The organism is Ruegeria sp. AI2 (assembly GCF_056541275.1).
The window spans coordinates 47847-72191 of sequence record NZ_JBQFYB010000010.1 but is presented as its reverse complement, the minus strand read 5'-3'; the positions used below and the strand labels follow the sequence as shown (position 1 = coordinate 72191).

The window sequence follows — 24345 nt, the reverse complement described above, 5'->3', positions numbered from 1 at the left end:
TTACGTTTGGCCCTCAAAAACTGGCAGAACCACCTTAGCGCACAAGCCGCCAGTTTCCCCGTTTAGCAATTCTATCGTGCCACCGTGCGACTGGATGATCGTACGTGCGATCGACAGCCCCAAGCCGGTTCCGCCAGTCTCTCGCGAGCGGGATGTTTCAAGCCGCACGAATGGGTCGAATACCGCATCGAGCATATGCTCGGGGATGCCGGGCCCCTGATCCTGGATCAATATTTTTGCCTCATTCCCCTCTTGCATGACTGAGACGTTGGCCCGGGCACCATACCGGCAGGCGTTTTCAATGATATTGCGCAGAGCTCGCTTCATCAGCATCGGCCGAAGCGTGACGGCCGGATTGTCTGCGACCGATACTTCAACCGTGTCACCGGCTTGCACAATGTCTTCGGTCGTTTTGGTTACGAATTCACCAATTGGGACGGTACTGGAAGGTTCGCGCGTGGCCACGCCCTTGGCAAATGACAGGGTGGAGTCCACCATCTCCTGCATTTCCTCGATGGTCTCGATCAGATGGTCACGGGTCTCCTCTTCCTCCACCAGTTCGGCGCGAACCCGCAATCCCGTCAGTGGCGACCGCAAATCGTGACCCAGCGCCCCCAATAGTCTGGTCCGATCGGCAACATAGCGAGTCAGCCTATCACGCATATGGTTGAACGCCTGCGTCAAATCTCGCACCTCGGTCGGACCAGAAACCGTCAGTTCCTGGACGTCTTCACCGCGACCAAACTGGTCTGCAGCCAGTGACAGGCGGCGCAACGGGCCGGTCAGCCGTGTCAGTAGAAACCAAATGGCTGCTCCAAGAATTAAAGTTGCAGTGAAACCGAAGCTGACGAAGGACTGCAAAGGCCATTGCAGAGGAGGGTTATGGAACCGGGTATCCACGTTGAGCCATTGATCGGTCGTCAGAGCGATCGACAGCTGCATTTCAATTGCGGAAACGTGATCACGCATCATTGCCATGTGCATTTCAGCCATTGTAGACGGAACACCTTCAACCGGCAGCATATCGGGAGAGAACTCATGCAACTCTACCCGGATGGGACGGTTTTCATAGCCTGGCAGAATTCTGCGGATTGTGTTTTCGACCGTCCCACCAGCGCTATGTCCGGTGTGATCGACTGCGGGCGTATCTGTAAGGCTGAAACGCACCAGTGGAGAACTTGCCGCCCGCAGGATCGCGTCGTGCATCTCGGGTGGAGCTTCTTCAATCAGCCGCGCGATGTTTGCGGCGCGTCCGGCGGTTTCCAGGCCAAGGGCCATGTGCACTGCCATTGAGCGTTCGTCGACGAACAGCCACAGGCTGACCAGTTGCGCGGCAGCCAGCGCGGCGATGATCAAAAGGATAAGCTGACCGCGCAGACTTTGGGCAAAGGCTTTCATCCCGTAAGCTCGCTCACGTCGGTCGACAGGCAATAACCGCCACCTCTTATCGTGGTGATGAGCTTCGGCCGCGTTGGGTCAGCTTCGATCTTGCGACGCAAGCGGCTGACCTGGTTGTCGATCGTACGGTCGAACAAGTGCGGGCTGCGGCCGGCGGTCAAATCCAGCAGTTCGTCTCGCGACAGGAGTTTGCGGGGCCGCTGCAGGAATACGGCCAGCAGCCGGACATCGGCGGTGGTCAGACTTTCTTCGGCCCCTTCGGCGGATATCAAGGTGCGACTGTCGGCATCCAGAACCCAGCTTCCAAAGGCGATCCGTTTGCCGCTCAGATCGCCAGCCGGGGGGACGGTGGTTTCGGAACGCCGCAGGATCGCCTTGATCCGGGCCAGCAATTCACGTGGGTTGAATGGTTTGGGCAGGTAGTCATCGGCGCCGATCTCTAAACCCACGATACGGTCGGTGTCATCGCTGAGGGCTGTCAGCATCAGGATCGGCGGGCCACCGGCCGCGGACAGGCGGCGACAGACCGACAATCCGTTTTCGCCCGGCATCATGATGTCGAGTACGATAAGATCAATCCGACCGGCCGCCAGTCGTGCGTCCATCTCGGTTGCGTCGCGCGCGGTACTGGCGCGCAACCCATTCTTTTCCAGATAGCGGCTGACAGCATCACGGATTTCGCGGTGGTCGTCGACAATCAAGATATGTGGTGCTTCAGTCATGGCGCAATCATAAGCCCCGGCGCGGTACAAATCCCGGCTTTTTTGTATCCCTTTGTATCAGTTGGGCGGGCTGCGACACAACGATACAAACCGGGTTGAGCAGGGGGGTGGTGGCGCGACCGAGGGCGGCCATATGCTTTGTGTAGAAACAAAAACCCGAGAGGTGAAAGTCATGAAACGTACCTTCACGCTGGCCGCTGGAGCCATTGCCGCGACTTTGATGGCGCTGCCCGCGCTTGCCGCCGGTCAGCATGGCAGCAGCGCGCAGATGCAGGGCCATGAGGGCGGCATGATGCAGGGTGCGCCCGGCGGCATGATGGGCGATCACGCAGGCATGATGCAAATGATGGTGAAAATGCATGGCCAGATGATGGGCGGCAACTGGCTGGCGGTTCTGGACATGGACGAGGACGGTCGCCCGAGCGAATCTGAGATCGCCGAAGGTCTGAAGGCCCGGATGCAGGCGCATGACGTCAATGGAGATGGCAACCTGTCGATTGATGAGTTCGAAGCGCTGCATTCCGGGATGATCCGCGAAACCATGGTGGACCGATTTCAGCATCTTGATGCCAATGGCGATGGCGTTGTGACCACAGGGGAAATCGAGAAAGGCGCAAAGACGATGTCGCCGAAACACGGCATGAAGGCCTCGAAACCTGTGACAAAGGCTTCTGAAACCAACAACTGAAACGCAACCGTGTAGCCGGGTCATCGCACTCGGCACAAACCACTGAGGAACAAAGCGATGATGGGCTATGGCGCTGGAATGGGGTTTGGAATGATCTGGATGTTGCTGATCGCAGTGTTGATCGTTCTGGCGATCGTAGCGCTGATCAAATACATCGCTAAGTGACCTCGGAATCCGTCACTCCCGTTTAGGGGTGGAGGGCTATGTCATAGGAGGAACGAAAGCTGGAGGGCCTGCACAGCAATAGCCGTTTGGTTTTCATCGCGGTTTTGATCGCGTTGCTGATCGCCACCATCTGGTTGTGGCTGTCTGGCGCGTTGGACGCAGGACTATCGCGCGAAGTCATTACTGCGTGGGTGGATTGGGCCGGCCCGTTCGGACCCGTTGTCATCATCGGCTTCATGACAGCCGCAGTGGTTGCCAGCCCAATCCCCAGCGCTCCGATCGCTGTCGCTGCCGGGGTGGCATATGGGCATGGGCTGGGAACCGCATTGGTTGCTATCGGAGCGGAGTTGGGGGCGCTGCTGGCGTTCCTGATAGCCCGTTGGTTGGGGCGCGACGCGCTGCGCCAGTGGTTCGGCGACAAGCTGGACTTGGGGTTGCTTGGATCGCAGAATGCCCTGATGTTGACCGTGTTCACCAGCCGCCTGATGCCTTTCGTTTCTTTCGACATGGTCAGCTATGCCGCCGGTCTGACCCGACTTCAATTTTGGCGGTTCGCACTGGCCACCTTGGCTGGACTCCTGCCGGCCAGTTTCGTTCTGGCCCATCTGGGCAGCCAGATTACCGAAACCGCGACAGGCGGCACCAGCCTTGCGGTTATCGGGCTTGGGCTGTTGACGGGGGCGCCACTTATCTGGTTGGCTTGGAAACGCAAGATGCCTGTTGGCTCTTCAGACCACGAATTGAGCCAGATCAATGCGACCGGTCCAAGCGGCCCTAAACTGTTGGAGAATGGAGGAAACCCTAAGTGATCCGCGCACAATGGATATCAACTGCGACACGGACGGCCCGAGCCATGGGCCGGCTGCAGGTCCTGTTGATCTGTGCGTTGGTGGTTTCGATGCTGATCTCTGTTGTGCCGTCCCATGCCGGGCATGACATCGCGAAGGCCGCCACCCAGGCCGAGCTTGTGATCGATGACAGCGGTGGGTATCCCGCGTCTCATCCATCAGAAGAATTAGACTGCTCAGTGCACCCGGGCTGCTATGCGATGGCAGTTATGGCGGCACCTGAATTGCTCTCGATGCGTATTGCTACGCCCGTGGCGCCAGAACGGTTCCGGCCACGCGCAAGCCTGCCGGTCGCACCACTACCACATCCGCCAAACCTGTCCTGAACGTGACCGGCAATGGCTCCGGAATCGCTCCGGGGTCTTGCCCAAGCCGTTGATTGCGGCCCAACTCAGTTCAGGACACTTACCATGCTTACCATTCTGTACTTTTTCGTCACGGGCGTGGTGCTATTCGCACTGTTGCGCCTGACCTGTGGCCCCTGTGTGATGGGGACACAAGAACATCATCCCGGTGTTCCGGTGACAACCCTTGGCTGGGCGCTCAGCCTGTTTCTGGCCGCAACCTACCTGCTGTGCGTGGCCTTTGACCTGATCTTTCCAAGTTTTGCCATGTACCGGGCTTGGATCGGCCTGATGCCCGGAATGACTTGGCTCAGCCTGCCCTCATTCCTGTTGGGACTGTTATGGGCGTTTCTCTACGGCTGGTACGCCGCGTTGCTGTTCGGCGGACTGTTCAATGTCTTTGCGGCTCGCACAAAACTCAACTGATTGAAAGGACAAAGCCATGAAGGCCATCGCTCTGACCCTGCTTTTGACGCCCTTCCTGATGGCCGTCATCTACCGGATTTTTCTGCACGTGCCCGCCAATGCGCGCGTTTCAGTTGACGAAAGGAAACCTAAATGACCCTGTTCAATCTGGCCGCAGGCCTGTCCGTCGCAGCTTTGACTGCGCCTTCGCTCACGCTGGCGGCAACCGTGTTCATTCCCGAAGGCAGCGCGGACTCGGTTCTGGTGATCGACTCCGAAACCGGCAAGACCGTCGAGCGGCTGCCGAGGCTCGTGGCGGTCCATGGGCTGGCCGGCGCGCCCGGCTTTAAGTACCTGGTCGCGGGCAGCTACGCAGAAACCGAGGCCACAACGCCACCAAAACCCGAAGGTATGTCCAAGGATGAACACGCTGCGCACCACGCCAAGCGCGATGTCACTGCGTTGCCCAAAGACAAGGGGCGGAGCCTGCTGACGATCCTTGATGCGGAAACACGCGAGGTCGTCCGCCAGATCGAGGTTCCAGGTGCGGTGCATCACACTGCGGTGTCGCCCGACGGGCGGTTCGCGGTGGCGACCCATCCGGGCGGTGACGGTATTTCGATCGTCGATCTCGATAAGCTCAGCTTCCTTGGTTTCGTAGCAACCGGGCCAATGCCCAACTATGCGGTATTCGCGCCTGACGGCGACAGGGTCTATGTCACCAATACCGGCAATGGTACACTTAGCGAAGTGGATGTCGTCAAAGGCTTCGTCGTACGCAACATGCCCGTCGGCGAAGGCCCTGAGCATCTTGTACTTAACGCCACCGGCAGCGCCGCCTTCGTAGCCGACAGTGATGGTGGCAAGGCCTTCCGCGTAGATCTTGCCAGCGGTTCTGTCACCGAAACCTATGACATTGGAGGCGAGTTGCACGGGATCGGCCTGTCCGACCGCGAGGGCGTACTGTTCGTGGCCGCCAAAGGCACCGACCGGTTGTTGTCGATTGATCTTGCTACGGGCAAACAGCGCTCGACCAACCTGTCACCGGCACCTTATCACCTGACGACCATACCGAACTCAGGCAAAGTGATGGTATCAAGCCGAACCGAACCGAAGGTCTGGATCGTCGATCAAGTCAGCCTGACGGCTATTACCGAAATGCCGATACTGGGTGAGGGCCACCAGATGGTTGTTCTGCCCTGAAGGACTGTGCCCGGCATTGCGTAATTAAACGGCTCTACGACCAAAGCTTAAACCAGGGAGCAGAACATGACAGAAGACCACGACATCAGAATCCACGCGAACGGCCCGACCGAGGTCGCTTACGTCTGCCCCATGCATTCTGACGTGCGTCAATCTGGGCCCGGCGACTGTCCCAAATGCGGGATGCACCTTGTGCCCGAGGGCGAGGTGGATGCGCATGCGCATCACCACCATTCCGCGCATCATGGCGCGACGGACGAGAACGGTGAATATGACATCGTTCCGACAGGCTATGACGGACCCGTATATACCTGCCCGATGCATCCGCAGGTGCGGCAAACCCATCCCGGGTCCTGTCCACTCTGCGGCATGGGGTTGGAGCTGGAAAGCGCGGCGATGGTGGACGAGGGGCCGAACCCGGAACTGGTGGATTTCACCCGGCGCCTATGGGTAGGTGCGATTCTGACGCTTCCACTTTTGGTTTTCACGATGGGCCCCTACGTTGGGCTGTCTGGTGTGCGAGAGATTTTTGGTGAGCGAACAACCCTATGGATTGAACTGATACTTGGCACTCCGGTTGTTCTTTGGTGCGGTTGGCCATTTCTGGAACGAGGGTGGAATTCGTTTCGCACCATGAACCTGAACATGTTCTCGTTGATTGCCATGGGGGTTTCGGCCGCGTGGCTGTTCAGCGTTGTCGCCGTATTGATGCCCCACATATTTCCGGACGGTTTTCGAGATTCAGAAGGCCATGTTGGGGTCTATTTCGAAGCGGCCGCAGTTATCGTTACACTTGTTCTGCTCGGGCAGGTGATGGAACTGCGGGCACGCGAAGGCACAGGAAAGGCAATCCGCGCTTTGCTGGACATGGCCGCAAAGACCGCCCGCATTATCCGCCCTGACAGCAGTGAAGAGGAAATTCCGCTTGAAGAAGTACAGGTAGGTGACCGCCTTCGCGTACGCCCCGGCGACAAGGTGCCAGTAGACGGCATTGTACTCGAAGGGCGCTCATCTGTTGACGAAAGCATGATCTCTGGCGAACCGGTTCCGGTCGAAAAGGTACAAGGCGAGCCGGTCACAGGGGCCACAATCAACGGCACCGGTAGCCTTGTGATCGAAGCAACCCGAGTGGGCTCTGACACAATGCTGTCCCAGATTGTCGAAATGGTGGCCAACGCGCAACGCTCGCGCGCACCAATTCAGAAATACGCTGACAAAGTGGCGGGCTGGTTTGTACCGGCGGTCATAAGTATAGCTGCGCTGGCCTTTATTGCATGGGCAATTTGGGGACCGGCTCCGGCGCTCTCCTACGCCTTGATCGCAGCGGTGTCGGTACTGATCATAGCTTGCCCGTGCGCGCTTGGCCTGGCCACTCCGATGTCGATCATGACGGCCACGGGGCGCGGGGCGCAGGCCGGAGTGCTGATCAAAAATGCCGAAGCGCTGGAGCGGTTCGAGAAGATCGATACTTTGATCGTCGACAAAACTGGCACGCTGACCATGGGCAAGCCAAAGCTTGTGGCTGTATTACCCGAACCTGGCCATGACGAGGTCGAGGTGCTGCGGCTGGCCGCAACGCTGGAGAAGGGCTCGGAGCACCCGTTAGCTGAGGCAATCGTCACAGGAGCCGAGGAACGTGGCGTAGCCCTGTCCGACGCCAGTGACTTCGAGGCGGTGACTGGTAAAGGCGTGAAAGGCACGGTGGATGGCCGCCCCGTCGCGCTCGGCAATCTGAAACTGGTCACCGATCTCGGACTCGAGGCGGCCGAACTGACGGCCAAGGCCAATGCGCGTCGGGATGACGGCGAAACGGTGATGTTCGTGATGCTTGATGGTTCAGTGGCGGGGTTGGTCTGCGTCGCCGACCCGGTCAAGGAAACAACACCAGCCGCACTCAAGGCGCTGCACGAACTGGGTTTCCGGATCATCATGGCGACTGGCGACAACGAACGCACTGCAAAGGCGGTGGCCGAACGTCTGGGTATCGATGAGATTCGAGCCGACGTACTGCCCGAGGACAAGGCCCGCATAATTCGCGAACTGCAGGAGAAAGGCGCAAAGGTCGCCATGGCGGGTGACGGAGTGAACGACGCACCCGCGTTAGCGCAGTCCGATGTGGGCATCGCCATGGGGACCGGTGCCGACGTGGCGATCGAAAGTGCAGGCTTCACGCTGGTCAACGGAAGCCTTGATGGCATCGTGCGCGCCCGTAGGCTGGCCCGCGCTACCATGCGCAATATCCGGCAAAACCTATTCTTTGCCCTGATCTACAACGCCTCGGGCGTTCCGGTGGCGGCGGGTCTTCTGTTCCCGCTTTTCGGCATCCTGATCAGCCCGATGTTTGCGGCCTTCGCTATGAGTGCTTCATCGATTTCAGTGGTGTTGAATGCGCTGCGATTGCGGGGGGCGAAGATTTGAGCACGCACGAGCATAGTACCCACGGCGCCAGTGGCGCGCTGAAGCCCGGATCAATCTCGCTGACCGGAGCCGTCGCCATGGGGACCGGCGTGATGATTGGCGCTGGGATCTTTGCACTTACCGGACAGATCGCCGGGCTGGCGGGGCCATGGTTTCCGCTGTCCTTCGTGGTCGGGGCCGTGGTGACGGTTTTCAGCGCCTATACCTATATCGCCATGTCCAACGCCTGGCCCTCATCAGGCGGCATCGCCATGATCCTGACCAAGGCATATGGGCCCGGGGCGGTTGCGGCGGCGGCCTCGCTGCTGATGGCACTGTCGATGGTGATCAACGAAAGCCTCGTCGCGCGTACTTTCGCGACCTATGCGCTCCGCCCGTTCAACATCGAGAGCGGACCGCTGGTGTCTTTGGTCGCTGTTGCGCTGATCGTCTTTGCCTATGCGGTGAACCGGTCGGGCAACCGGTCGGTGGGGTTGTGGTCGATCATCATGTCGGCGCTCAAGATAGGCGGGATCGCAATATTCGGCATCGCCGCACTTTGGGCTGCGGGCGGAACCTGGCAGGTTCAGGGCTCGGAACCGGCCGCGCCGCTGGGGTTCGTCGCCTCGGTAGCCCTGTCGATCCTCGCCTTCAAGGGCTTTACCACCATCACCAACAGCGGGGCCGAGATCGTCGACCCGCACCGCAATGTCGGGCGCACCATCATGATCTCGATCGCGATCTGCGCGGTGGTCTACCTGCTGGTCGCCCTTGCCGTCGGTGTCAGCCTGCCGCCCGAGCAAATCCGCGCGGCGCAGGACTATGCCCTGGCCGAGGCTGCCAGGCCGGTGCTGGGGCAGGGCGGGTTCTACCTGACCGTGGCGCTGGCGATGGTGGCGACGGCCTCGGGGCTGATCGCCAGCGTTTTCGCTGTGTCCCGGATGCTGGCGATGCTGACCGACATGAAGATGATCCCGCACAGCCATTTCGGCATGACGGGCAGCATCCAGTCTCACACGCTGATCTACACGGTCGTGATTGCGGGCCTGCTTGCGGTGTTGTTCGACCTGTCTCGCATCGCCTCGTTGGGGGCGTTCTTTTACCTGGTGATGGACATGGCGGTGCATTGGGGTGTCTGGCGACGCTTGCGCGGTCAGATCAAAGCCCGTGGATGGGTCTTGCTGACCGCCCTGGCGCTGGACTGCGTAGTCCTGACCGCGTTCACAATACTCAAGCTGCGCTCCGACCCGATGATCGTAGTATATGCCGTTGCTGGCATCGGCTTGGTCTTCGTCTATGAGCGCATCTTTCTCAAACAATGGATCATCGAAAAGGAGACAAATCAGCTATGACCCAATCAAATTTCGACGAAACCCGCGCCACACAGGAGACGACCGAAAGGGTCAGCTCTGACGTAACGGCCGAAGCGCCCAAAACCGAAGATCAGACGGCCAACGGTGCCAAGCGTAATTGGCTCCCGGTTGTCATTGCGATCGCGTTGGGCGCCGCTGTTCTGGGCTGGGAATACCGCGAGACACTCTATCCTTTGCTCAGTTCTCCGTTGCTGTTCTTGCTGGTCTGCGTGGGCATGCATTTCTTAATGCATCGCGGCCACGGCAAACACTGAGAACGGCGCCCTGTATGGCTGGCGGCTTTGCGGCAAGAACACTGCGCAACAAGGAGCAGCAACGGCCAACTGATCAGAACAAATTTGTAACCCAATAAGGAAGGGAAATTGCCATGTTAGCAAATCCAATTCGGAGAGCAGCAACTGAACTGCACCTGACGGCCGGTGCACTAACTGTAAAGGCATTGCACGGTGACACCGACGAAGATCACTCTGATGAATAGGGAATGGGGCATCGCGGTGAAGAAGAGGACCAAGGCGACTGATCCACCTCGTCCGAGTCCTATCATTCGATGAACCCGTCCTGACGCACAGGAGGAACAATATGTCTGAATTTTCTGAAAGACAGGCACCTTCAGAGCCTGAAACTCGGCGCGATTTCTTATACTTCGTCACCGGCGGTGCCGCCATCGTGGCCACGGGCGCGGCGGTCTGGCCACTTGTTAACAGCATGAACCCCAGTGCAGACATCTCCGCCCAAGCCGTTGTCGACATAGATCTTGAAGGTGTCGGACCAGGAACGAGGATCACTGTTAAATGGAAAGGCAAGCCGATCTTTATCGACCACCGGACTAAAGAGCGGATCGCGCTGGCGATAGCAGAAGACGATGCACCAATGATCGACCCGCAACCTGACGCCGAGCGCGTACAGCGACCGGAATGGCTGGTAGTTATTGGCGTTTGCACCCATCTGGGATGCATACCACTCGGGCAGGGCGGCAGCGAACCCACCGGAGACTGGGACGGTTGGTTCTGTCCGTGTCACGGTTCACATTACGACACGTCTGGCAGAATTCGGAAAGGCCCCGCGCCCCGCAACCTCGATCTGCCCCCTTACGAGTTCGTCACCGACACACGGGTCAAAATTGGGTGACGGCGCGGTGAACTTTGTTCAGAGGCGCGTGCCTCACCAAGTTCGTTTGTCAGTCCTCGAATATCCCTCGATCAGCGCCGCGATGCTATGTGGCGGAATTCGACATGTACCCCGCTTTCTGGAGTTTTCGAGAAGAGACCTCGCCGTCATGTTCTGAACGGAACAATTCTAATCGCTGCGCTCAACGTTTTCTGCTTCGCCCATGTTTAGACATGCCATCTTGCCTTTTGACAGGATCGCATCTGAATTGCGGGTTGAGAGGAAACGCTTTGGTCCTGAACAAGGTGCTATTTCAACCCCGTGTCAGCCGCGCGGCGATCGCGACCTGTCCCAGCGCGGCCAGGATCGCAGCGATGAACACGGCTTCGATGGCGATCATGCTGACCACCACACCGCCCACAAGCGGCGCCAGCGCCGCCGGGGCCGCAAAGCTGTTGAACCACGCGGAATAGGCCGGGCGGCGGTCGTCGGGCGAGATCTCCAGCAAATAGCCGAGATAGCCGATGGTCACCCCGTTCATCATCGCGCCGATCAGGAAGAACAGCACCGCGAAACCGGTCAGCCCCGAACCCGTGACCACAAGCAGCAAAACCAGCACCGGAGGTCCGAGACGCACCAGTGCCACTATCCCCAGCAGGCGCAATTTGCCCGCCTGGTCTCCGATGTGGCCCCAGAGCGGATTCGAGGCCAGCGCGCCGACAGTCTGCGCCGCCAACAGCGTTCCGACATCCGCCGCCCCGAGGCCGCTGCGGCTGGCGGCAACGACATAGAACGGCAACGCCATCAGCGTCGCTGCACCAAGCCATTGGAAGATCAGGAACAGCCGGAACCGGTGGTCCTGCCGCAGCGTCGAGAAACCTTCGCGCAGAAATCCAGACAGATTGGCAGGACGGTCCCGTGGCGCCCTTGCAGCGGTAGCGGGCTCACCCGCGGAGACAAAAAGCGTCGCAGAGACGATCATCAGCACCGCGCCGAGCCAGAAGATCAGCGCATAGGCCCTGAGCGGCGGCATCACGTCGAGCGCGTGTCGCAGAAAGCCCGCCACCAGAACCGCCAGAACACCGCCGCCGAAAAAGCGCCAGGCCAACATCCGGCTGCGGCGCTCGGACGGGATCGCCCGGCCGACGATGTCGTTGTAGGGCACCGCGACCACGCCGCTGACAAAGGCATAGACCGTCCACAATCCCAGCATCCCGAGCGCCAGCGGAACCGGAGGCCAATCGACCTGAGGCCAGTCGGCCCCCCACCACAGAAGAATACCGATCATCGCGACCGTGATCGCCCGCCCATAGGCACCAAGGGCGTAGAACGGCATCCGCCGATCGGTGCGCTCGGCGAGGTAGCCCACCGCGAACTGGGGCAGCAGCCAGCCAAGACGCAGGACCGTGCTGGCATAGCCCACGGCCAGCGCGCTACCGGTCAGCATATGCACCAGACTGGCCACCACCGTCGCGCTGTCCACCGCCGCCGACCCGCCCTGAAACACCGCACCAGCACCGGCGATGCGCCAAAATCTCGTGTCTTCGGGATTACGCCTTGCCATTCGCCGCCTCTGCCTCCGCCCGGGCGCGGCGGATGTCGATGCCGCTCTGCCACAACACCGTCAGGCCGATCCCGACCACCAGAAGGATCGTCAGCACATAGTTGAACAGGATCATCAGAAGGGCGGTTTCGTCCGGAACGCCAAGCACCTTGAGCGCGAACCCCGCCCCAAAGACAAAGCTCGCCGGGATGCGCACGAAACGACCCAGAACCATGGCGAACCCGGCAAACACCATCAGGAACAGGTAATCCCACGCGCTCAGCACCACGCCAACCGCCAGCCCGGCCCACAGGAAATGGGTTGTCGCCACCAGCTTACCCGCAATGGCTGCGGCAATGGCGGCGACGCGGCGGGCCCGTGCCTGTGGCCAGACGATCCCTTCACCGAGCGCGGTGCGCAGATACGCGCCATCGGCCCCGATGCGGGCGGCAGCCCAGTCGAAGAGTCGGCAGACCAGAGGGTCCTCGCTCAGAAGTGACGCGCGGAACCGGAACAGAACCCAAAGCAGGCTGCCGAAAAGCATCAGGTTCAACAGGCCCGCAACGCTCAATCCCAGCCGCAGGTCACCCTCGATCTGTGGAATCTGGCCGGCGGCGGCCACCGCTCCGGCAAAAAGGGCGAAAACGACGCCGTCGAGGAACCGGGTGATGATCGCGGTTGCAAGCACGGTCGCCATCTTCAAGCGGTCGAGCCGGGCAACCAGCCAGGCCCGGACCAGCGGGCTGATGCCGAGCGGGACAAGGACATTTGCGCCATAACCTGCCAGTAGCGCCCCCGTCAGCCGCAGGGTGCCGACGGGTTTCACGTCGAACAGGATCTGCCGCCACTTCCAGCCGCTCATCAGCTGCTCCAGCAGGATGGTGGCGGCAAGAATCGCGATCCAGAACATGTTGGCTCCGCGCAGGCCCTGCAGAAACAGCGCAAAATCGAGGCTGCCGTAGAGCGCAAACACCAGATAGAGCGCCAGGGCGGAGCCGAATATCGGCAGCAGCCACCGTTTCAGGAAGGTCCGCATTTGACATCCTCGCAACTACCAAGACCTCAATGTTTTAACCTCCGTATCATGATACGGTGTCAAGATGACGGTGACGGAGGGAGACCGCGATGCAACCACTCAAGATCGGCCAGGCCGCGCGCGAGACCGGGATAGGCGTCGAGACGATCAGATTTTATGAAAAGAAGGGCCTTGTCACTCAGCCGCCGCGCCCAATTGACGGCGGCGCGCGGGACTATGGTGGTGACACGCTTTGGCGGCTGAAATTCATATCCGGCGCTAAGAAGCTCGGATTTTCGCTGGCAGAAATCGCGGAAATTTTGGAGTTGCGCACGGCACCAAATACCGAGTGCGTCGCGATGCAGGCCAGAGCGCGCAAAAAGCGGGACGAAATTCAGGAACGGATCGAAGGGCTTGCACGGTTGAGGAACAATCTGGACGAGCTGATCGCGGCGTGTCCGGGGCGTGGTGGAATTCAGAACTGTTCGATCGTGGGCGCCATAGAACGCAGCAGTGAGAAATAGGCGCAATTCCGGCCTTGAACGGAGGGTAGCGGCGTTGCTTGCGAACCGGGTTATTGCCAAGCAGGACCCAGAACGGCAGGTGCAGCGAAAAAAGGAGAGCGAGGGTTCCGCTTCCGAGCAGAGTTTGCGCCAGATCATTGTGAGAAATCCCTGCGTCGCCCAGAAAGCCATATCTGATGAGTGTCGGAGGGTGACGGACAAGTCGGCCCTGTAAATGCGGTCCAGCTTTTATCCTACCGGTGCGATTTTATATCGGTTTAAGACAAGTTTACCCAAGAGGGAACATGACAATGAATAACCTGAGCCGCCGCCGCTTGATGCAAGGAGCCGCGGCAATTGCGTGCAGCGCGGCGCTTCCCGCCTTCGCGAAAACCGGTCCCTCAATCCATGTCCTGAAGGATCCGAATTGTGGGTGCTGCGGATCGTGGATCAAAATCATGCGGGCGGAAGGTTTTGAAGTAGGCGTGGAAAACAGTGCTTGGGAGGCCTTGAACGCTTACAAAACCGCCAATGGGATTCCGGAGGGCATGATGTCATGCCACACGGGTCGCGTGGAGGGCTACATGATCGAAGGACACGTCCCATCCGCTGACATTCGGCGCCTGCTGGGCGAACGCCCGAATGCTGTCGGACTGTCGGTTCCGGGAATGCCTTTCGGCTCACCGGGCATGGGGCCGGAAAGTGAACGCGAAGCCTTCGACGTCTTTCTGATCCGCAAGGATGGAACCACAGAGGTGTTCGCCAGCTACCCGGCCGCATAATTTCCCGATGGCGCTGGCAAGATCCTGACAAACACGGCGCTCGCTTCTGCTGCCTGGTTTACGTGACATTCTTCACGGCAAACCAGTTGATCCGTGACTTCACGCCTGCCTTGTCCTACCGGGCAAGTTCCAGCCTACGGTGAAAAAATACCTGCGTCCGCAAAGCCTGATGACCGGCTTTGCGGACAAAACCGACATCCCGGTCGCCGTATCAACCGCAGCATTTGTCGCCCGCCTGAATTGGCGGGCATGGGGCCGATCCGTAGGAACAGTAGACGCAGCAATCGCCGGGAAGTGGCTTCAGGACTTTTCCGCAAGATGTGCATTCGTAGAACCACTGGCACGCGTCTGTTGGCATCGTTTCAGGCCTTGAATGTCCACATTCCGGGCAGATGATCGTGCTGACAAGGTTCGGGTGCTTTTCACTCATGGCGTCACATCAAGGTTATCAGGAAATCATTTATTCGGATTTCGTTGAGTACGATAACCCAAGCGATGGTCGTTAACGCAAAACTGCCTGTCAGCCACCATTTGAGGCGGTCGAGTGAACCATGGCGGTACGCGACGATGCCAGAGAGAAACAGCAGGGCCGTCGAACCGCCGAGCACGTAATAACTCGCGGCGGCAATCTTGCCAAATACGGCCAGCCAGCCCCCTCCCAAGCCAAGTAAAATCAAGGCCATCGGCAAGATGCAGCAGGTCGCAACGCCAAATGCGGTAAACGATCCAAGAAAACTCGCCCCTACAAACTTGCTCATAGTCTGCTTTCTCCGACTTTGACGATCTTGAGCGGAAGCCGGTTCGGCTTCCTCGATTTTTGCTTCGTGCGGTTTGCGAAATTCGACATCATGACCGACAATATGCATCCTGTAGTGGCTACAGGTTCAAGGGAAAGGTCATCACATGATTGCGATTGGCGAAGTGGCGAGATTGACCGGCCTGTCGGTCGAGACGATCCGCTACTACGAACGGGAAGGCATAGTCGAGAAAACCGGTCGAACCGCCTCGGGGCGCCGCGCTTACACGGAACGGGAAATATCCGAGCTCAGATTCATCAAACGCTGCCGCGATCTTGGCTTCACTATTCAGGATGCATGCGCACTTCGCGAATTGTCCAAAGCGCCGGAGCAAGCCTGTCGTGACGCCGAAGACGTCGCAACAAAACATCTCGACAAGGTCAGGTCAAAGATCGCCGCTCTCCAACGGCTGGAGCAAGCATTGGTAGAACTTGTGCAGACCTGTACTGAAGGAGCAGCATGCCCCCTGCTAACGGCGTTGCTCAACGAGCCTGTCGTCAAAGATGTCATTAGCGGTCACTAATTGCAGCGCCCGGAAAAACCGAAACTGCCTGTCTCAGTTTGGGGAGGAGCGGCTTCATTGTCCCAGTATTTCGTAACCTTAAGCGATGACGGCCGATCTGTGTTGTATTTTTGTTGAATGAGAGAATTGCGATCAGCTTACCCTCTAGTTCGCGCTGTTAGCTATGCCGGACTGGTGATGGCGTGGATGCTCTGATGCTGTCAACTAAGGAAGAAATACCAAAGAATCTGCAAATTTTTGCCGCTTTACCCCTAGAGGCTAAGAAGCAGTTGCAATGCCTCAAGGCACATGAAGGCTTGGAATAAAATACATTGGCCCCGGAAGTTTGGATACCTTCGAGGAACGAGCATGGAGAAGGCAGATATGACAAATCCCACGTTAGTTCAGAGAATGTTATCGAAAAACCTGCTGGGTTATCTCCCAATGATCTGTTTTATATGCAGCTTTTTTGTGTCTGCCGCTACATTACAAGCCTCTGAGCTTCCCTCGATCGGTCTTGACAGAAAGATTGAAGCGCCATCCGGTGCCAAAACACTATGCAAAGATTACTCTTGGGCGTGCGCGAGCGCTCGTAGTTCTGGTCTGTCCGTGGCACAAGAAAATCAGATCGTTAAAACGATCAACACGCGCGTCAATCGGAGAATCCGTGCCGTTTCGGATCAAAGCCAATACGGGACAAAGGAATACTGGACACTGCCGACGCAAGGGTCAGGAGATTGCGAAGACTTCGCTTTGCAAAAGAAGTTTGAACTTGTGCAGAACGGTGTGGATCCTACGAAGCTACTAATCGCGACCGTCTTGGACACCAATCGCAATGGCCATGCTGTTCTAGTCTATCGCTCGAGTGAAGGCGATTTGGTTCTGGACAATGTTACCAACAGGATCAAAACGTGGAAGGAAACAAGGTATCTTTTCCTACGAATACAGGACCCGATTCACCCTGATCGTTGGGTACAGGTTTCTAGCGGCTAAACCATTGGGTAGACATTGGTTGCCTCTCGCAATTGATGTCACGACCTGCATTGTTCTGGGCGCATAGTTGAGTTTCGATGCTCAGTCCGACTCGTCCATCTGCTTGTGTTTGCACCATTGCGTGTGAACGAATTCGATCCGCGCGCCAGATATCTCGGAGGTGTCGTATTGGCCTACTGTTGGGATTCCGCAAGCCATACACGTAGACAATGGGCGCGTTTCCGCAGCGAAACCTTCCATTTGACCCGCTCAGATTGGAGTATCTCCGTCAAGTAAAGGCCACCGGGTCGAGCGCGTTACGGCGAAGATATCGAACGCCTGATTAGGACGACCATGGAGGCCGTTCATCTACTTTAGGGAAGAACGCAATTATCCCCCAAGGATAAGGGGAAATGCGACGGCTCCGGCACTGCGTCGATGACATTGGAGGAGTTCGAAGACTGGCTGCACCCGGAGATATGCCGTTATCACAACACCCATCACACCGGGTTGCGGCGAGAACCGATGGCGGCATGGGCGATCCTCGGTTGTAGTGACGCAGACAGAAAAGTTGTTAATGCCGAGGCGTTTCGCATCAGCGTACTTCCTTTTGAATGTCGTCGGTTGTCGCTACGCATTCAGTCCCATGATCGGTCGTGGTAACCGAAAGGTAACCATCAAGCACGAACCCCGCTATATGTCCCGGATCTAGACTGTAATTGACGATAGAACGAACCTAGTTACGCGCAACAAGAACCTGTCGCGTCTCGGAATTCGCCTTGGGAGGCGCGGTGCGCGCGGACCTGAAAATAGGCGTGTCATGGCGAGCCGATCCCGGAGGCAATGCTGTTTCAGATTATTGAAGAACAAAGATGTTTCGCGTGAGCTGTTTCCACTTCATCGCCTACCACCTGCTTCAGCTCAGTCTCACGTAGAAACTTAAAAATTTTTTCGTCTGATGGTTGCTTCTTCGCCCTGCCAAATCCCCGTCTCGCACTCGGTGTATTTGCAAAGTTTTCGAGGGCTAGGGCTCATGTGTCCTTCCTGCCTGAGTATGGACTCTTTTCCAGACTTAGAGTCAAAACACGTATTGAAACTGAGCTAACAACCGACCAGCAAATATGAAATCTCAGATGGAAGTTCTCGATCAAGGATCAGCCTGACGCATGTGCCTACCTAACCTCACGCTTTGCAGAACCTGCCGCGACGCGGATTCCACCCTTTATGATCAATTAGCCGCAACGCTGGAGGCATCGGGGGTGCAAGCCGAGTTGCAGCAAGTGGATTGCATGTCCGGTTGTCACCGACCACAGACGTTGGCGGTGCGACAAAGCGGCAAGACCGCCTATCTTTTCGGTGAGGTTACGGTTGTCGATCTTCCGGACATAATGATCTTCATGCGGATGTATGAGGACAGTACTGACGGCGACTTCGCTGACGCCAGGAAGCTAGGTAAGCTACGTTTCAAGGCGATTGCACGTATACCGGCACAAAAAAGATAGCCAACATGCAACTTGCCGACCAAAGCTCCGGTGTCGAGTTTTCAGCTTACAGTTTGTGTTTTTCGACTTAGCCTTCTGCACTGAACGGCTAAAATCTAAACCAAGCCTGCCATTACCTAAGATTGACCGCTGCAGAATACTATGATGTCGCTTTCGTACTTGACGGAACAAAGCACTATGGAACAATAAAGGCTTCTACGGTGTCCAAAGGTGCCTACGCACTGGGACTGAAACGGGAATGAGGACGGTGCACCAAACTACCGCACTGAAGCCTTGACCGCCCCCGCGACTGTGAGCGGCGAGCGGCCTTCCAATACCACTGGCGTAATGGCGCTGGGAAGGGGGAAGTCTGCTGTGACCTGCGAGTCAGGAGACCGGCCGTAGGATGGACACAACATATGCCGTCGGGTGTGACGGCGAGGAGGATTAAAATGACGACAAAAACGATCAAGGCATCCGCCGCTGGCGCATCCTTTCTGCCTGCAGTATTCGCCGTGGTTCTGGGTCTAGGGATCATTACCGTGACTGGCCATGTTCAGGCTTCTGGCCTGCATGACGCGGCTCATGATGTGCGCCACGCAACTGGCTTCCCCTGCCACTAAAACAATGTTCAGTCGTATTCTGACCAGCGGCTTGTTCGCTGGTGCAGCAGCGGGGCTGATTGCCGCCCTTCTGCAGTTGTATTTCGTGCAGCCAGTGCTACTTCACGCCGAGCTCTATGAGGGCGGCGACCTGGTGCATTTTGGCGCTGATCCCGTAACTGCGCATCCCGACCTGCCCGGCATGTTCGCCGAGCCGATGCGCGATGGTCTCAGCATTATCTTCACCATGCTTACCTACACCGGCTATGCGCTAGTCCTGGCGGCGCTGATGTCAGTAGCCGAACGTCAGGGGCATGAGATCAACGGCCGCACCGGCCTGCTTTGGGGTCTTGCGGGCTTTGTCGCCTTCCACTTTGCTCCTGGCTTGTCACTGGCTCCAGAAGTTCCCGGCGTAGCGGCAGCAGATGTGGGAGTGCGTCAGATCTGGTGGACGGTCACCGTTGCCGCAGCCGGCGTAGCCATGTGGCTGATTGCCTTTGGAGGTAACCTGGTAAGCTACCTGATTGCGGCCGTGCTGCTAATGGTACCGCATATTATCGGGGCCCCTGAGCCTGAGAGTTTCTCTGGGCCGGTTCCGACCGAGATCGGGGCGCTTTTTGCTGCCCGGGCCTTCGGCATCGGCATGGCCGCCTGGGCACTCTTAGGCAGTTTCACCGGCCACTTCTGGCAGACAGAAGGCAAGCGCGCAGGCGCTGCAGTCTGATCGCGCTCCTCCATTGCTACCCCGCTGGTTACACCGGCGGGTTTTTTTTATTGAGGATGACAAGATGTCCCGTTCTCTTGCTCTCTTTGCCATCGGACTTGTCTTTGGCGGCGGTGCTGGCTTTGTGATTGCCGCCAGCAGCGGTAGCACCTTTGAGAGCCATGACCATACTGACCCGGCCCAACACGGCGGCAACATGGAGATGGCAGCGCACGACCACTCCGCTGCCACTAATCTGCCTGCCGACAGCGACGCCCCCAGTGTGGCGATCCAGATGATTAAGGATCCTATGGCGGGCTGGAATCTGCGTGTGACACCGCAGAACTTTCGCTTTGCTCCGGAAAATGCCTCCACGGCTGACGTTCCAGGCGAAGGTCACGCGCATGTTTATATCAACGGCGAAAAGCTGGGCCGCCTTTATGCCAATTGGTTACACCTTCCGTCGCTCCCCGATGGCGATGTTGAAGTAAAAGTTTCTCTCAATGGCAACAGCCACAGCCCTCTGATGGTTGAGGGTGTGCCCGTGGAGGCCAAAGTGACCGTGCAGCCTGACGGCGATGACTCCTGATTGACATTCCTGGCTGAGAAGACAACTACGCGGATTCAGCGGGTCTAAGCGGCAAGTACAGCGTGCGCGCGGGTTTTTGCCGCTCTGTATCCAAGGACAGATAAGCTGTTGCAAAGCCGCGCCGAATTCCCGTCTTGTTCCTTTGGCTTGCATCGTCGGAAACCGAAAACATGAAGCAACTACAATGGGCATTTCGGTTCTTTCCATTGCTTTTTTGACCCAGTCCAAAGCAAACTCGATCAAATCAGAGTTCACGCCACCGCGCACCTGATCGACTGGATAAACTAAGCGTTACCTGAAACCTCTTGAAGCTCTAGCTGCTAGAGGCTTTAAGACTCGAATTTGATCGTGAAAATGCGATGCAAATACATTGAACTTGTGAACCAGGCTGAGATCTATGCTGACAAGGCGCTATTTCATTCAATCAACCACTGCGCTGTTTTCCGCGTCTGCGGCCAGTCCATTGATCGCCAAAACATGGCCAACCTCGTCGCAAAAGACCTATTGGGACAGCCAGGTCACGCCATTTGATTACGATCCAGCGACCTCAAATCCATGGGGCGTTCATGACCGTTTTTTACCACGACGTGTCGTAGCAAATGATGGTTTGGTTCCTGGTGACATCCATGTCGATGCGGTCGCGCGCTATCTTTACCATATCGAGGAAGGCGGGACCGCAATGCGCTATGGCGTTGCGATCGCGCGAGGGAACCTTTACGAGCCCGGAACCTATGCTATCCGGCGCAAGGTCGAGTGGCCACATTGGACGCCAACGGCTTCAATGATCGAGCGCAACCCCGAATACGCGGAATTTCGGGATGGTATGGAACCCGGGCCAAGTAATGCTCTCGGCTCTCGAGCCCTTTATCTATACGTTGGAAATCGAGATACATATCTCAGAATTCACGGCACGCCTCAGCCTAGAAGCATCGGTGGTCGCGCAAGTTCTGGATGTGTTAGAATGATCATGGCCCATATCAATGATCTCTACCCACATGTAAGAATCGGCTCGACCGCATATTTATACTCGGCCGAAGATAGCGTCACAGCCCGCTCATAAATTTTGGGCAGCGTAGGTGGACGTCGTCGCCCTCTTTTTTATCAGGCGTCTCGCGCGGCGCAGATCGGAGCGCCATTCGTCGCGCGCAATGGTACCAATGTCGTCTCGACAGGTCCGCTGTGCTCATACCAGAAGCAATTGTCTTCTGGCAAAAGGCGTGCCGTGGCCAGATCCTGCCCCGGCCCTGCCAGCGCAACGACTGAATCTGGCACGTTGCCTGGTTCAAGTGCTTTGCTTTTGGCCCCAGTGAACTGGGCTGAGCAACCGGCAGTAATCGAGACTAACGTGATGGTAATTGCGATCCGTTTCTGCATTGACCTGTTCCAGAATTTTTTGCGTCCTCTGCGACTAGATTGCATCCACGCGACCAGCCCGCAAGAAGGAATGGAGTGTCGGTATCACGCGCAAGGAACCCGGATGCTAAAAAATTCAGAAAGGTATTGAAGCTCTAGTTACTGTAGGAACTACTTACAAAGGACCATAGAGATTCTTGAGGTCCGATCATGTCATCCGATACCCATAGCCACGACCATGGCCACGAAAACAAACATGGTCACCACGCATGCAGTAGTGGCGGGTGTGGCGCCATCGCCCCCGCCGGTCCAATTCCTGACGGCGGTAGAAGCTTTCAGGTCTCTGGCCTCGATTGCGCCGAAGAGGTTGTGATCCTGAACCGGGTTATCGGCCCGAAAGTTGGTGGTGAAGAGCATCTCGCTTTTGATGTCATCAACAGTCGAATGACGCTTCTTGAAAGTGCTGCCAAGCTTTCTGACGAAGACGTCATGCTGCTGGTTGCCTGCACCGGTATGAACGCCAAACCTTGGGATGACGGAAATGCCGCCCTGGATCAGGCGGCGCATATTGCGCGTCAGCGACGGTTCACCACACTCAGCGGAGGTTTTTGGGCGGCAGGCTTTGGCTGGCACATCTTCGAAACAGGCATGGGCGGAGCGCTTGGACTGTTTTCGGGACATGGTGAGGTTCCGATGCCTTTGCCCGAGGCCACTTTGTTCGCGGTCGCGATCTTGTTTGGCGTCTGGCTGGTGGCCCCCAAGGCCTGGTCTTCGGCGCAGCGCCTTTCGCCGGATATGAACCTTTTGATGGTTGTTGCCGTCGCTGGTGCCATCGGTCTGGGTGAGTTTTTTGAAGCGGCAACTGTAGCATTTTTCTTTTCGCTCTCTCTTTATCTGGAAAGCTGGAGTGTCGGACGGGCTCGCAACGCAGTATCCGCGCTGCTTGATCTGGCCCCCCCGACGGTTCGGCTGGTTCGTGCTGACGGCTCAGAGGCAACGGTCCCGGCGGCGGATGTCTTTGTCGGCGACAGCTTCATCGTTCGGGGTGGGGATCGCATTCCACTTGACGGGGAAGTCATCGAAGGGGCCGGTGCCGTTGACCAGGCTCCAATCACAGGTGAAAGCGCACTGATCCCCAAAGAGCTGGGTGATGAGGTCTACGCCGGCACAATCAATGGTGAAGGCACCCTCAAAATACGTGCGACGAAAACAGCGTCCGATACCGTGCTTGCCAAGATCATCCGGATGGTCGGTGATGCTCATGCGCGCCGTGCGCCGGTTGAGCAGTGGGTAACAAAATTTGCGCGGATCTATACGCCCATCGTTATGGTCGTTGCAGTGGCCATCGCCCTGATCCCACCGCTTGCATTTGGCGCATCGTGGGGCTTTTGGTTTTACAATGCACTTGTTCTTCTGGTTATCGCCTGCCCCTGTGCACTCGTCATTTCCACGCCGGTTTCAATCGTTGCGGCTTTGACCGCTTCGGCCCGGGCCGGGGTTCTGATTAAGGGCGGTGCATATATCGAAGCCCCCGGGCGCACTACCGCACTGGCCATGGACAAGACCGGCACGATCACCATGGGCGAGCCTGAAGTGGCCAATGTCTATCCGCTGGGCGGCGCATCCGAGCGGGAACTGTTGGCAAGCGCTGCCAGCCTTGAGGTTCGATCTTCACACCCGTTGGCCCGCGCCATTCTCACCAGGGCAGAACAGACCGACATTTCGATATCTGCGGCTGAAGATATCCGAACCGTTCCCGGTCGGGGTCTTGAGGGCCGCACCGAGCGCGGAAATATCTGGCTTGGCTCTGACCGCTTCGCTGTAGAGAAGGGCTTTGGCGCGTCCATTCCTGCCGAATTGAGCAACCAGATCGAGAGCGCGGGAAGCACACTTGTGGTTGTCGGGGATGAGAACGGAGTCACCGGTTTGCTTGAGCTGCGGGACCGCATTCGCCCCGAAGCCAAGAACATCGTTGCCCGGCTTCACGCGCAGGGCGTGAAGTCAATCATCATGCTGACAGGTGACAACGAACAAACCGCGAGAGCGGTAGCAGCCGAAGTCGGCATCGACGAAGTCCGGGCCCAGCTTCTGCCGGAAGACAAGGTCGCTGCGATCGAAGAACTGGCAGAGCAACACGAGATGGTTGCGATGATCGGCGATGGCGTCAACGATGCACCTGCGATGGCTCGGGCACATTATGCGGTCGCGATGGGTGCAGTTGGGTCCGACGCTGCTATTGAGACCGCAGATATTGCTCTAATGACCGACGACATCGGTAAAGTACCCTGGCTGATCGACCATTCACGTCGAACCATGTCGATCATCCGTCAGAACATCGGCTTCTCACTTGCGACCAAAGCATTGTTTGTGACTCTGACGGGTTTTGGGCTGGCATCCATGTGGGGTGCAATCGCCGCGGATGTCGGAGTGTCCTTGCTGGTCGTGGCCAATGCCTTACGGCTTCTGAAAGCTCCGGAAGATCACACCGCCCAGACTGCGGCAAATACCCTTGGCTCGCACGGAACAGGCGCTGCGACCACATAAGAGTGGAAGCCGGACTTCAAGGTGTCCGGCTTTCGCCTCGCTTACTGGCGCGTTACATCAGGCGCACAACTGCGATCGAAAGAAAGAACGCCACCAGGCCAAAAGCGATGGCATATCCTGTAGCGTATTGAAGAATATCAAGGCTGTTGCCATTCCGGCGCTTTGCCAGGACCCCACCCCAAACGGCGCCAACCAAGGCCCCCGCGATTGCCATCATCTTACATCCTCTGATTTGGTTCTTCTGCAGTGCAGTTCGCTTCAGGTGCGCATACCCGCTAACTGATAGCCGCGCACCTGAAGCCGTTTTAA

27 protein-coding genes and 1 riboswitch are annotated in these 24345 nt (G+C 57.7%); of the genes, 19 read left to right on the top strand and 8 right to left on the bottom strand.

Annotation, left to right across the window (positions count from 1 at the left end):
- Positions 1–1431 carry an ATP-binding protein gene (locus ACR0LL_RS16050; protein ID WP_237217564.1) on the bottom strand — a complete coding sequence of 477 codons (1431 nt, stop codon included), beginning with the start codon at positions 1429–1431 and terminating at the stop codon, positions 1–3.
- On the bottom strand, positions 1395–2120 hold the full coding sequence (locus ACR0LL_RS16045) for a response regulator (RefSeq protein WP_170417925.1): 726 nt from the start codon (positions 2118–2120) through the stop codon (positions 1395–1397). Before ACR0LL_RS16045 ends, ACR0LL_RS16050 begins: the two co-directional genes overlap by 37 nt.
- 172 nt (positions 2121–2292) lie before the next feature.
- On the opposite strand from ACR0LL_RS16045, the gene ACR0LL_RS16040 reads away from it, so the two are divergent.
- The 9 genes from ACR0LL_RS16040 to petA all read left to right on the top strand — a co-directional run bounded on the left by ACR0LL_RS16040 (position 2293) and on the right by petA (position 10671).
- Positions 2293–2808, top strand: coding sequence for an EF-hand domain-containing protein (locus ACR0LL_RS16040; RefSeq protein WP_170417928.1), 516 nt, complete (start codon positions 2293–2295; stop codon positions 2806–2808).
- A 269-nt stretch (positions 2809–3077) separates the two neighbouring features.
- Positions 3078–3782 (top strand): TVP38/TMEM64 family protein, encoded by a 705-nt coding sequence (locus ACR0LL_RS16035; protein WP_480566885.1) that lies wholly within the window; start codon positions 3078–3080, stop codon positions 3780–3782.
- A complete protein-coding gene (locus ACR0LL_RS16030) occupies positions 3779–4147 on the top strand; it encodes a hypothetical protein (protein ID WP_157054266.1) in 369 nt (122 codons plus the stop codon). The genes ACR0LL_RS16035 and ACR0LL_RS16030 overlap by 4 nt, the downstream gene beginning before the upstream one ends.
- Before the next feature lie 84 nt (positions 4148–4231).
- Entirely contained in the window at positions 4232–4591 is a 360-nt protein-coding gene (locus ACR0LL_RS16025) for a hypothetical protein (RefSeq protein WP_152460765.1), read from the top strand.
- Between the two features lie 132 nt (positions 4592–4723).
- Positions 4724–5773, top strand: coding sequence for a YncE family protein (locus ACR0LL_RS16020; protein WP_170417931.1), 1050 nt, complete (start codon positions 4724–4726; stop codon positions 5771–5773).
- 132 nt (positions 5774–5905) lie between these two features.
- Positions 5906–8191: a copper-transporting P-type ATPase gene (locus ACR0LL_RS16015; RefSeq protein ID WP_170418025.1), complete on the top strand. Its 2286-nt coding sequence runs from the start codon at positions 5906–5908 to the stop codon at positions 8189–8191.
- Entirely contained in the window at positions 8188–9522 is a 1335-nt protein-coding gene (locus tag ACR0LL_RS16010) for an APC family permease (RefSeq protein WP_255612171.1), read from the top strand. Before ACR0LL_RS16015 ends, ACR0LL_RS16010 begins: the two co-directional genes overlap by 4 nt.
- Positions 9519–9797, top strand: coding sequence for a DUF2933 domain-containing protein (locus ACR0LL_RS16005; protein ID WP_170417934.1), 279 nt, complete (start codon positions 9519–9521; stop codon positions 9795–9797). The genes ACR0LL_RS16010 and ACR0LL_RS16005 overlap by 4 nt, the downstream gene beginning before the upstream one ends.
- A 325-nt stretch (positions 9798–10122) precedes the next feature.
- Positions 10123–10671, top strand: coding sequence for a ubiquinol-cytochrome c reductase iron-sulfur subunit (petA, locus tag ACR0LL_RS16000; RefSeq protein ID WP_050605700.1), 549 nt, complete (start codon positions 10123–10125; stop codon positions 10669–10671).
- A gap of 292 nt (positions 10672–10963) precedes the next feature.
- Here the strand turns inward: petA and ACR0LL_RS15995 are convergent, their stop codons facing one another.
- Both ACR0LL_RS15995 and ACR0LL_RS15990 read right to left on the bottom strand, forming a co-directional pair.
- Positions 10964–12214 carry an MFS transporter gene (locus ACR0LL_RS15995; protein WP_170417937.1) on the bottom strand — a complete coding sequence of 417 codons (1251 nt, stop codon included), beginning with the start codon at positions 12212–12214 and terminating at the stop codon, positions 10964–10966.
- Positions 12201–13229, bottom strand: a complete 1029-nt coding sequence (locus tag ACR0LL_RS15990; RefSeq protein WP_475220188.1) for a lysylphosphatidylglycerol synthase domain-containing protein — start codon at positions 13227–13229, stop codon at positions 12201–12203. Before ACR0LL_RS15990 ends, ACR0LL_RS15995 begins: the two co-directional genes overlap by 14 nt.
- 89 nt (positions 13230–13318) lie before the next feature.
- Here ACR0LL_RS15990 and ACR0LL_RS15985 point away from each other — a divergent pair, with 89 nt between their 5' ends.
- Together ACR0LL_RS15985 and ACR0LL_RS15980 are read left to right on the top strand one after the other, a co-directional pair.
- The gene (locus ACR0LL_RS15985) at positions 13319–13732 is read left to right on the top strand and encodes a heavy metal-responsive transcriptional regulator (protein WP_170417943.1); all 414 of its coding nucleotides are present in this window, start codon (positions 13319–13321) and stop codon (positions 13730–13732) included.
- A 488-nt stretch (positions 13733–14220) separates the two neighbouring features.
- Positions 14221–14493, top strand: coding sequence for a DUF411 domain-containing protein (locus ACR0LL_RS15980; protein ID WP_348540343.1), 273 nt, complete (start codon positions 14221–14223; stop codon positions 14491–14493).
- Positions 14494–14704: 211 nt separating this feature from the next.
- Here ACR0LL_RS15980 and ACR0LL_RS15975 read toward each other — a convergent pair whose 3' ends face one another.
- Together ACR0LL_RS15975 and ACR0LL_RS15970 are read right to left on the bottom strand one after the other, a co-directional pair.
- Positions 14705–14923: a GDCCVxC domain-containing (seleno)protein gene (locus ACR0LL_RS15975; protein WP_237215937.1), complete on the bottom strand. Its 219-nt coding sequence runs from the start codon at positions 14921–14923 to the stop codon at positions 14705–14707.
- A gap of 4 nt (positions 14924–14927) precedes the next feature.
- Entirely contained in the window at positions 14928–15359 is a 432-nt protein-coding gene (locus tag ACR0LL_RS15970) for a hypothetical protein (protein ID WP_475220189.1), read from the bottom strand.
- 37 nt (positions 15360–15396) lie between these two features.
- Between ACR0LL_RS15970 and ACR0LL_RS15965 the strand changes: the two genes are divergently transcribed.
- The 7 genes from ACR0LL_RS15965 (at position 15397) to ACR0LL_RS15935 (ending at position 21199) form a co-directional block, all read left to right on the top strand.
- Positions 15397–15813, top strand: coding sequence for a MerR family transcriptional regulator (locus ACR0LL_RS15965; protein WP_170634682.1), 417 nt, complete (start codon positions 15397–15399; stop codon positions 15811–15813).
- Between the two features lie 348 nt (positions 15814–16161).
- Complete coding sequence (locus tag ACR0LL_RS15960) at positions 16162–16785, top strand: transglutaminase-like cysteine peptidase (RefSeq protein ID WP_247748073.1); 624 nt, start codon at positions 16162–16164, stop codon at positions 16783–16785.
- Positions 16786–17930: 1145 nt separating this feature from the next.
- Positions 17931–18266, top strand: coding sequence for a DUF1636 family protein (locus ACR0LL_RS15955; protein WP_170634680.1), 336 nt, complete (start codon positions 17931–17933; stop codon positions 18264–18266).
- Positions 18267–18447: 181 nt separating this feature from the next.
- Positions 18448–18663, top strand: a riboswitch (cobalamin riboswitch).
- 34 nt (positions 18664–18697) lie between these two features.
- Positions 18698–18868: a CbtB domain-containing protein gene (locus ACR0LL_RS15950; RefSeq protein ID WP_170481539.1), complete on the top strand. Its 171-nt coding sequence runs from the start codon at positions 18698–18700 to the stop codon at positions 18866–18868.
- A 4-nt stretch (positions 18869–18872) separates the two neighbouring features.
- Complete coding sequence (locus ACR0LL_RS15945; RefSeq protein WP_170634742.1) at positions 18873–19571, top strand: CbtA family protein; 699 nt, start codon at positions 18873–18875, stop codon at positions 19569–19571.
- Between the two features lie 64 nt (positions 19572–19635).
- Positions 19636–20139, top strand: coding sequence for a hypothetical protein (locus ACR0LL_RS15940; protein ID WP_170634678.1), 504 nt, complete (start codon positions 19636–19638; stop codon positions 20137–20139).
- 397 nt (positions 20140–20536) lie between these two features.
- Positions 20537–21199 carry a L,D-transpeptidase gene (locus ACR0LL_RS15935; RefSeq protein WP_170634676.1) on the top strand — a complete coding sequence of 221 codons (663 nt, stop codon included), beginning with the start codon at positions 20537–20539 and terminating at the stop codon, positions 21197–21199.
- A gap of 41 nt (positions 21200–21240) precedes the next feature.
- Here the strand turns inward: ACR0LL_RS15935 and ACR0LL_RS15930 are convergent, their stop codons facing one another.
- The gene (locus ACR0LL_RS15930; RefSeq protein ID WP_209251491.1) at positions 21241–21513 is read right to left on the bottom strand and encodes a hypothetical protein; all 273 of its coding nucleotides are present in this window, start codon (positions 21511–21513) and stop codon (positions 21241–21243) included.
- A gap of 189 nt (positions 21514–21702) precedes the next feature.
- On the opposite strand from ACR0LL_RS15930, the gene ACR0LL_RS15925 reads away from it, so the two are divergent.
- A complete protein-coding gene (locus ACR0LL_RS15925) occupies positions 21703–24036 on the top strand; it encodes a heavy metal translocating P-type ATPase (RefSeq protein WP_209251492.1) in 2334 nt (777 codons plus the stop codon).
- A 52-nt stretch (positions 24037–24088) separates the two neighbouring features.
- Here ACR0LL_RS15925 and ACR0LL_RS15920 read toward each other — a convergent pair whose 3' ends face one another.
- Entirely contained in the window at positions 24089–24253 is a 165-nt protein-coding gene (locus ACR0LL_RS15920; protein WP_170481525.1) for a hypothetical protein, read from the bottom strand.
- Positions 24254–24345 lie beyond the last annotated feature (92 nt).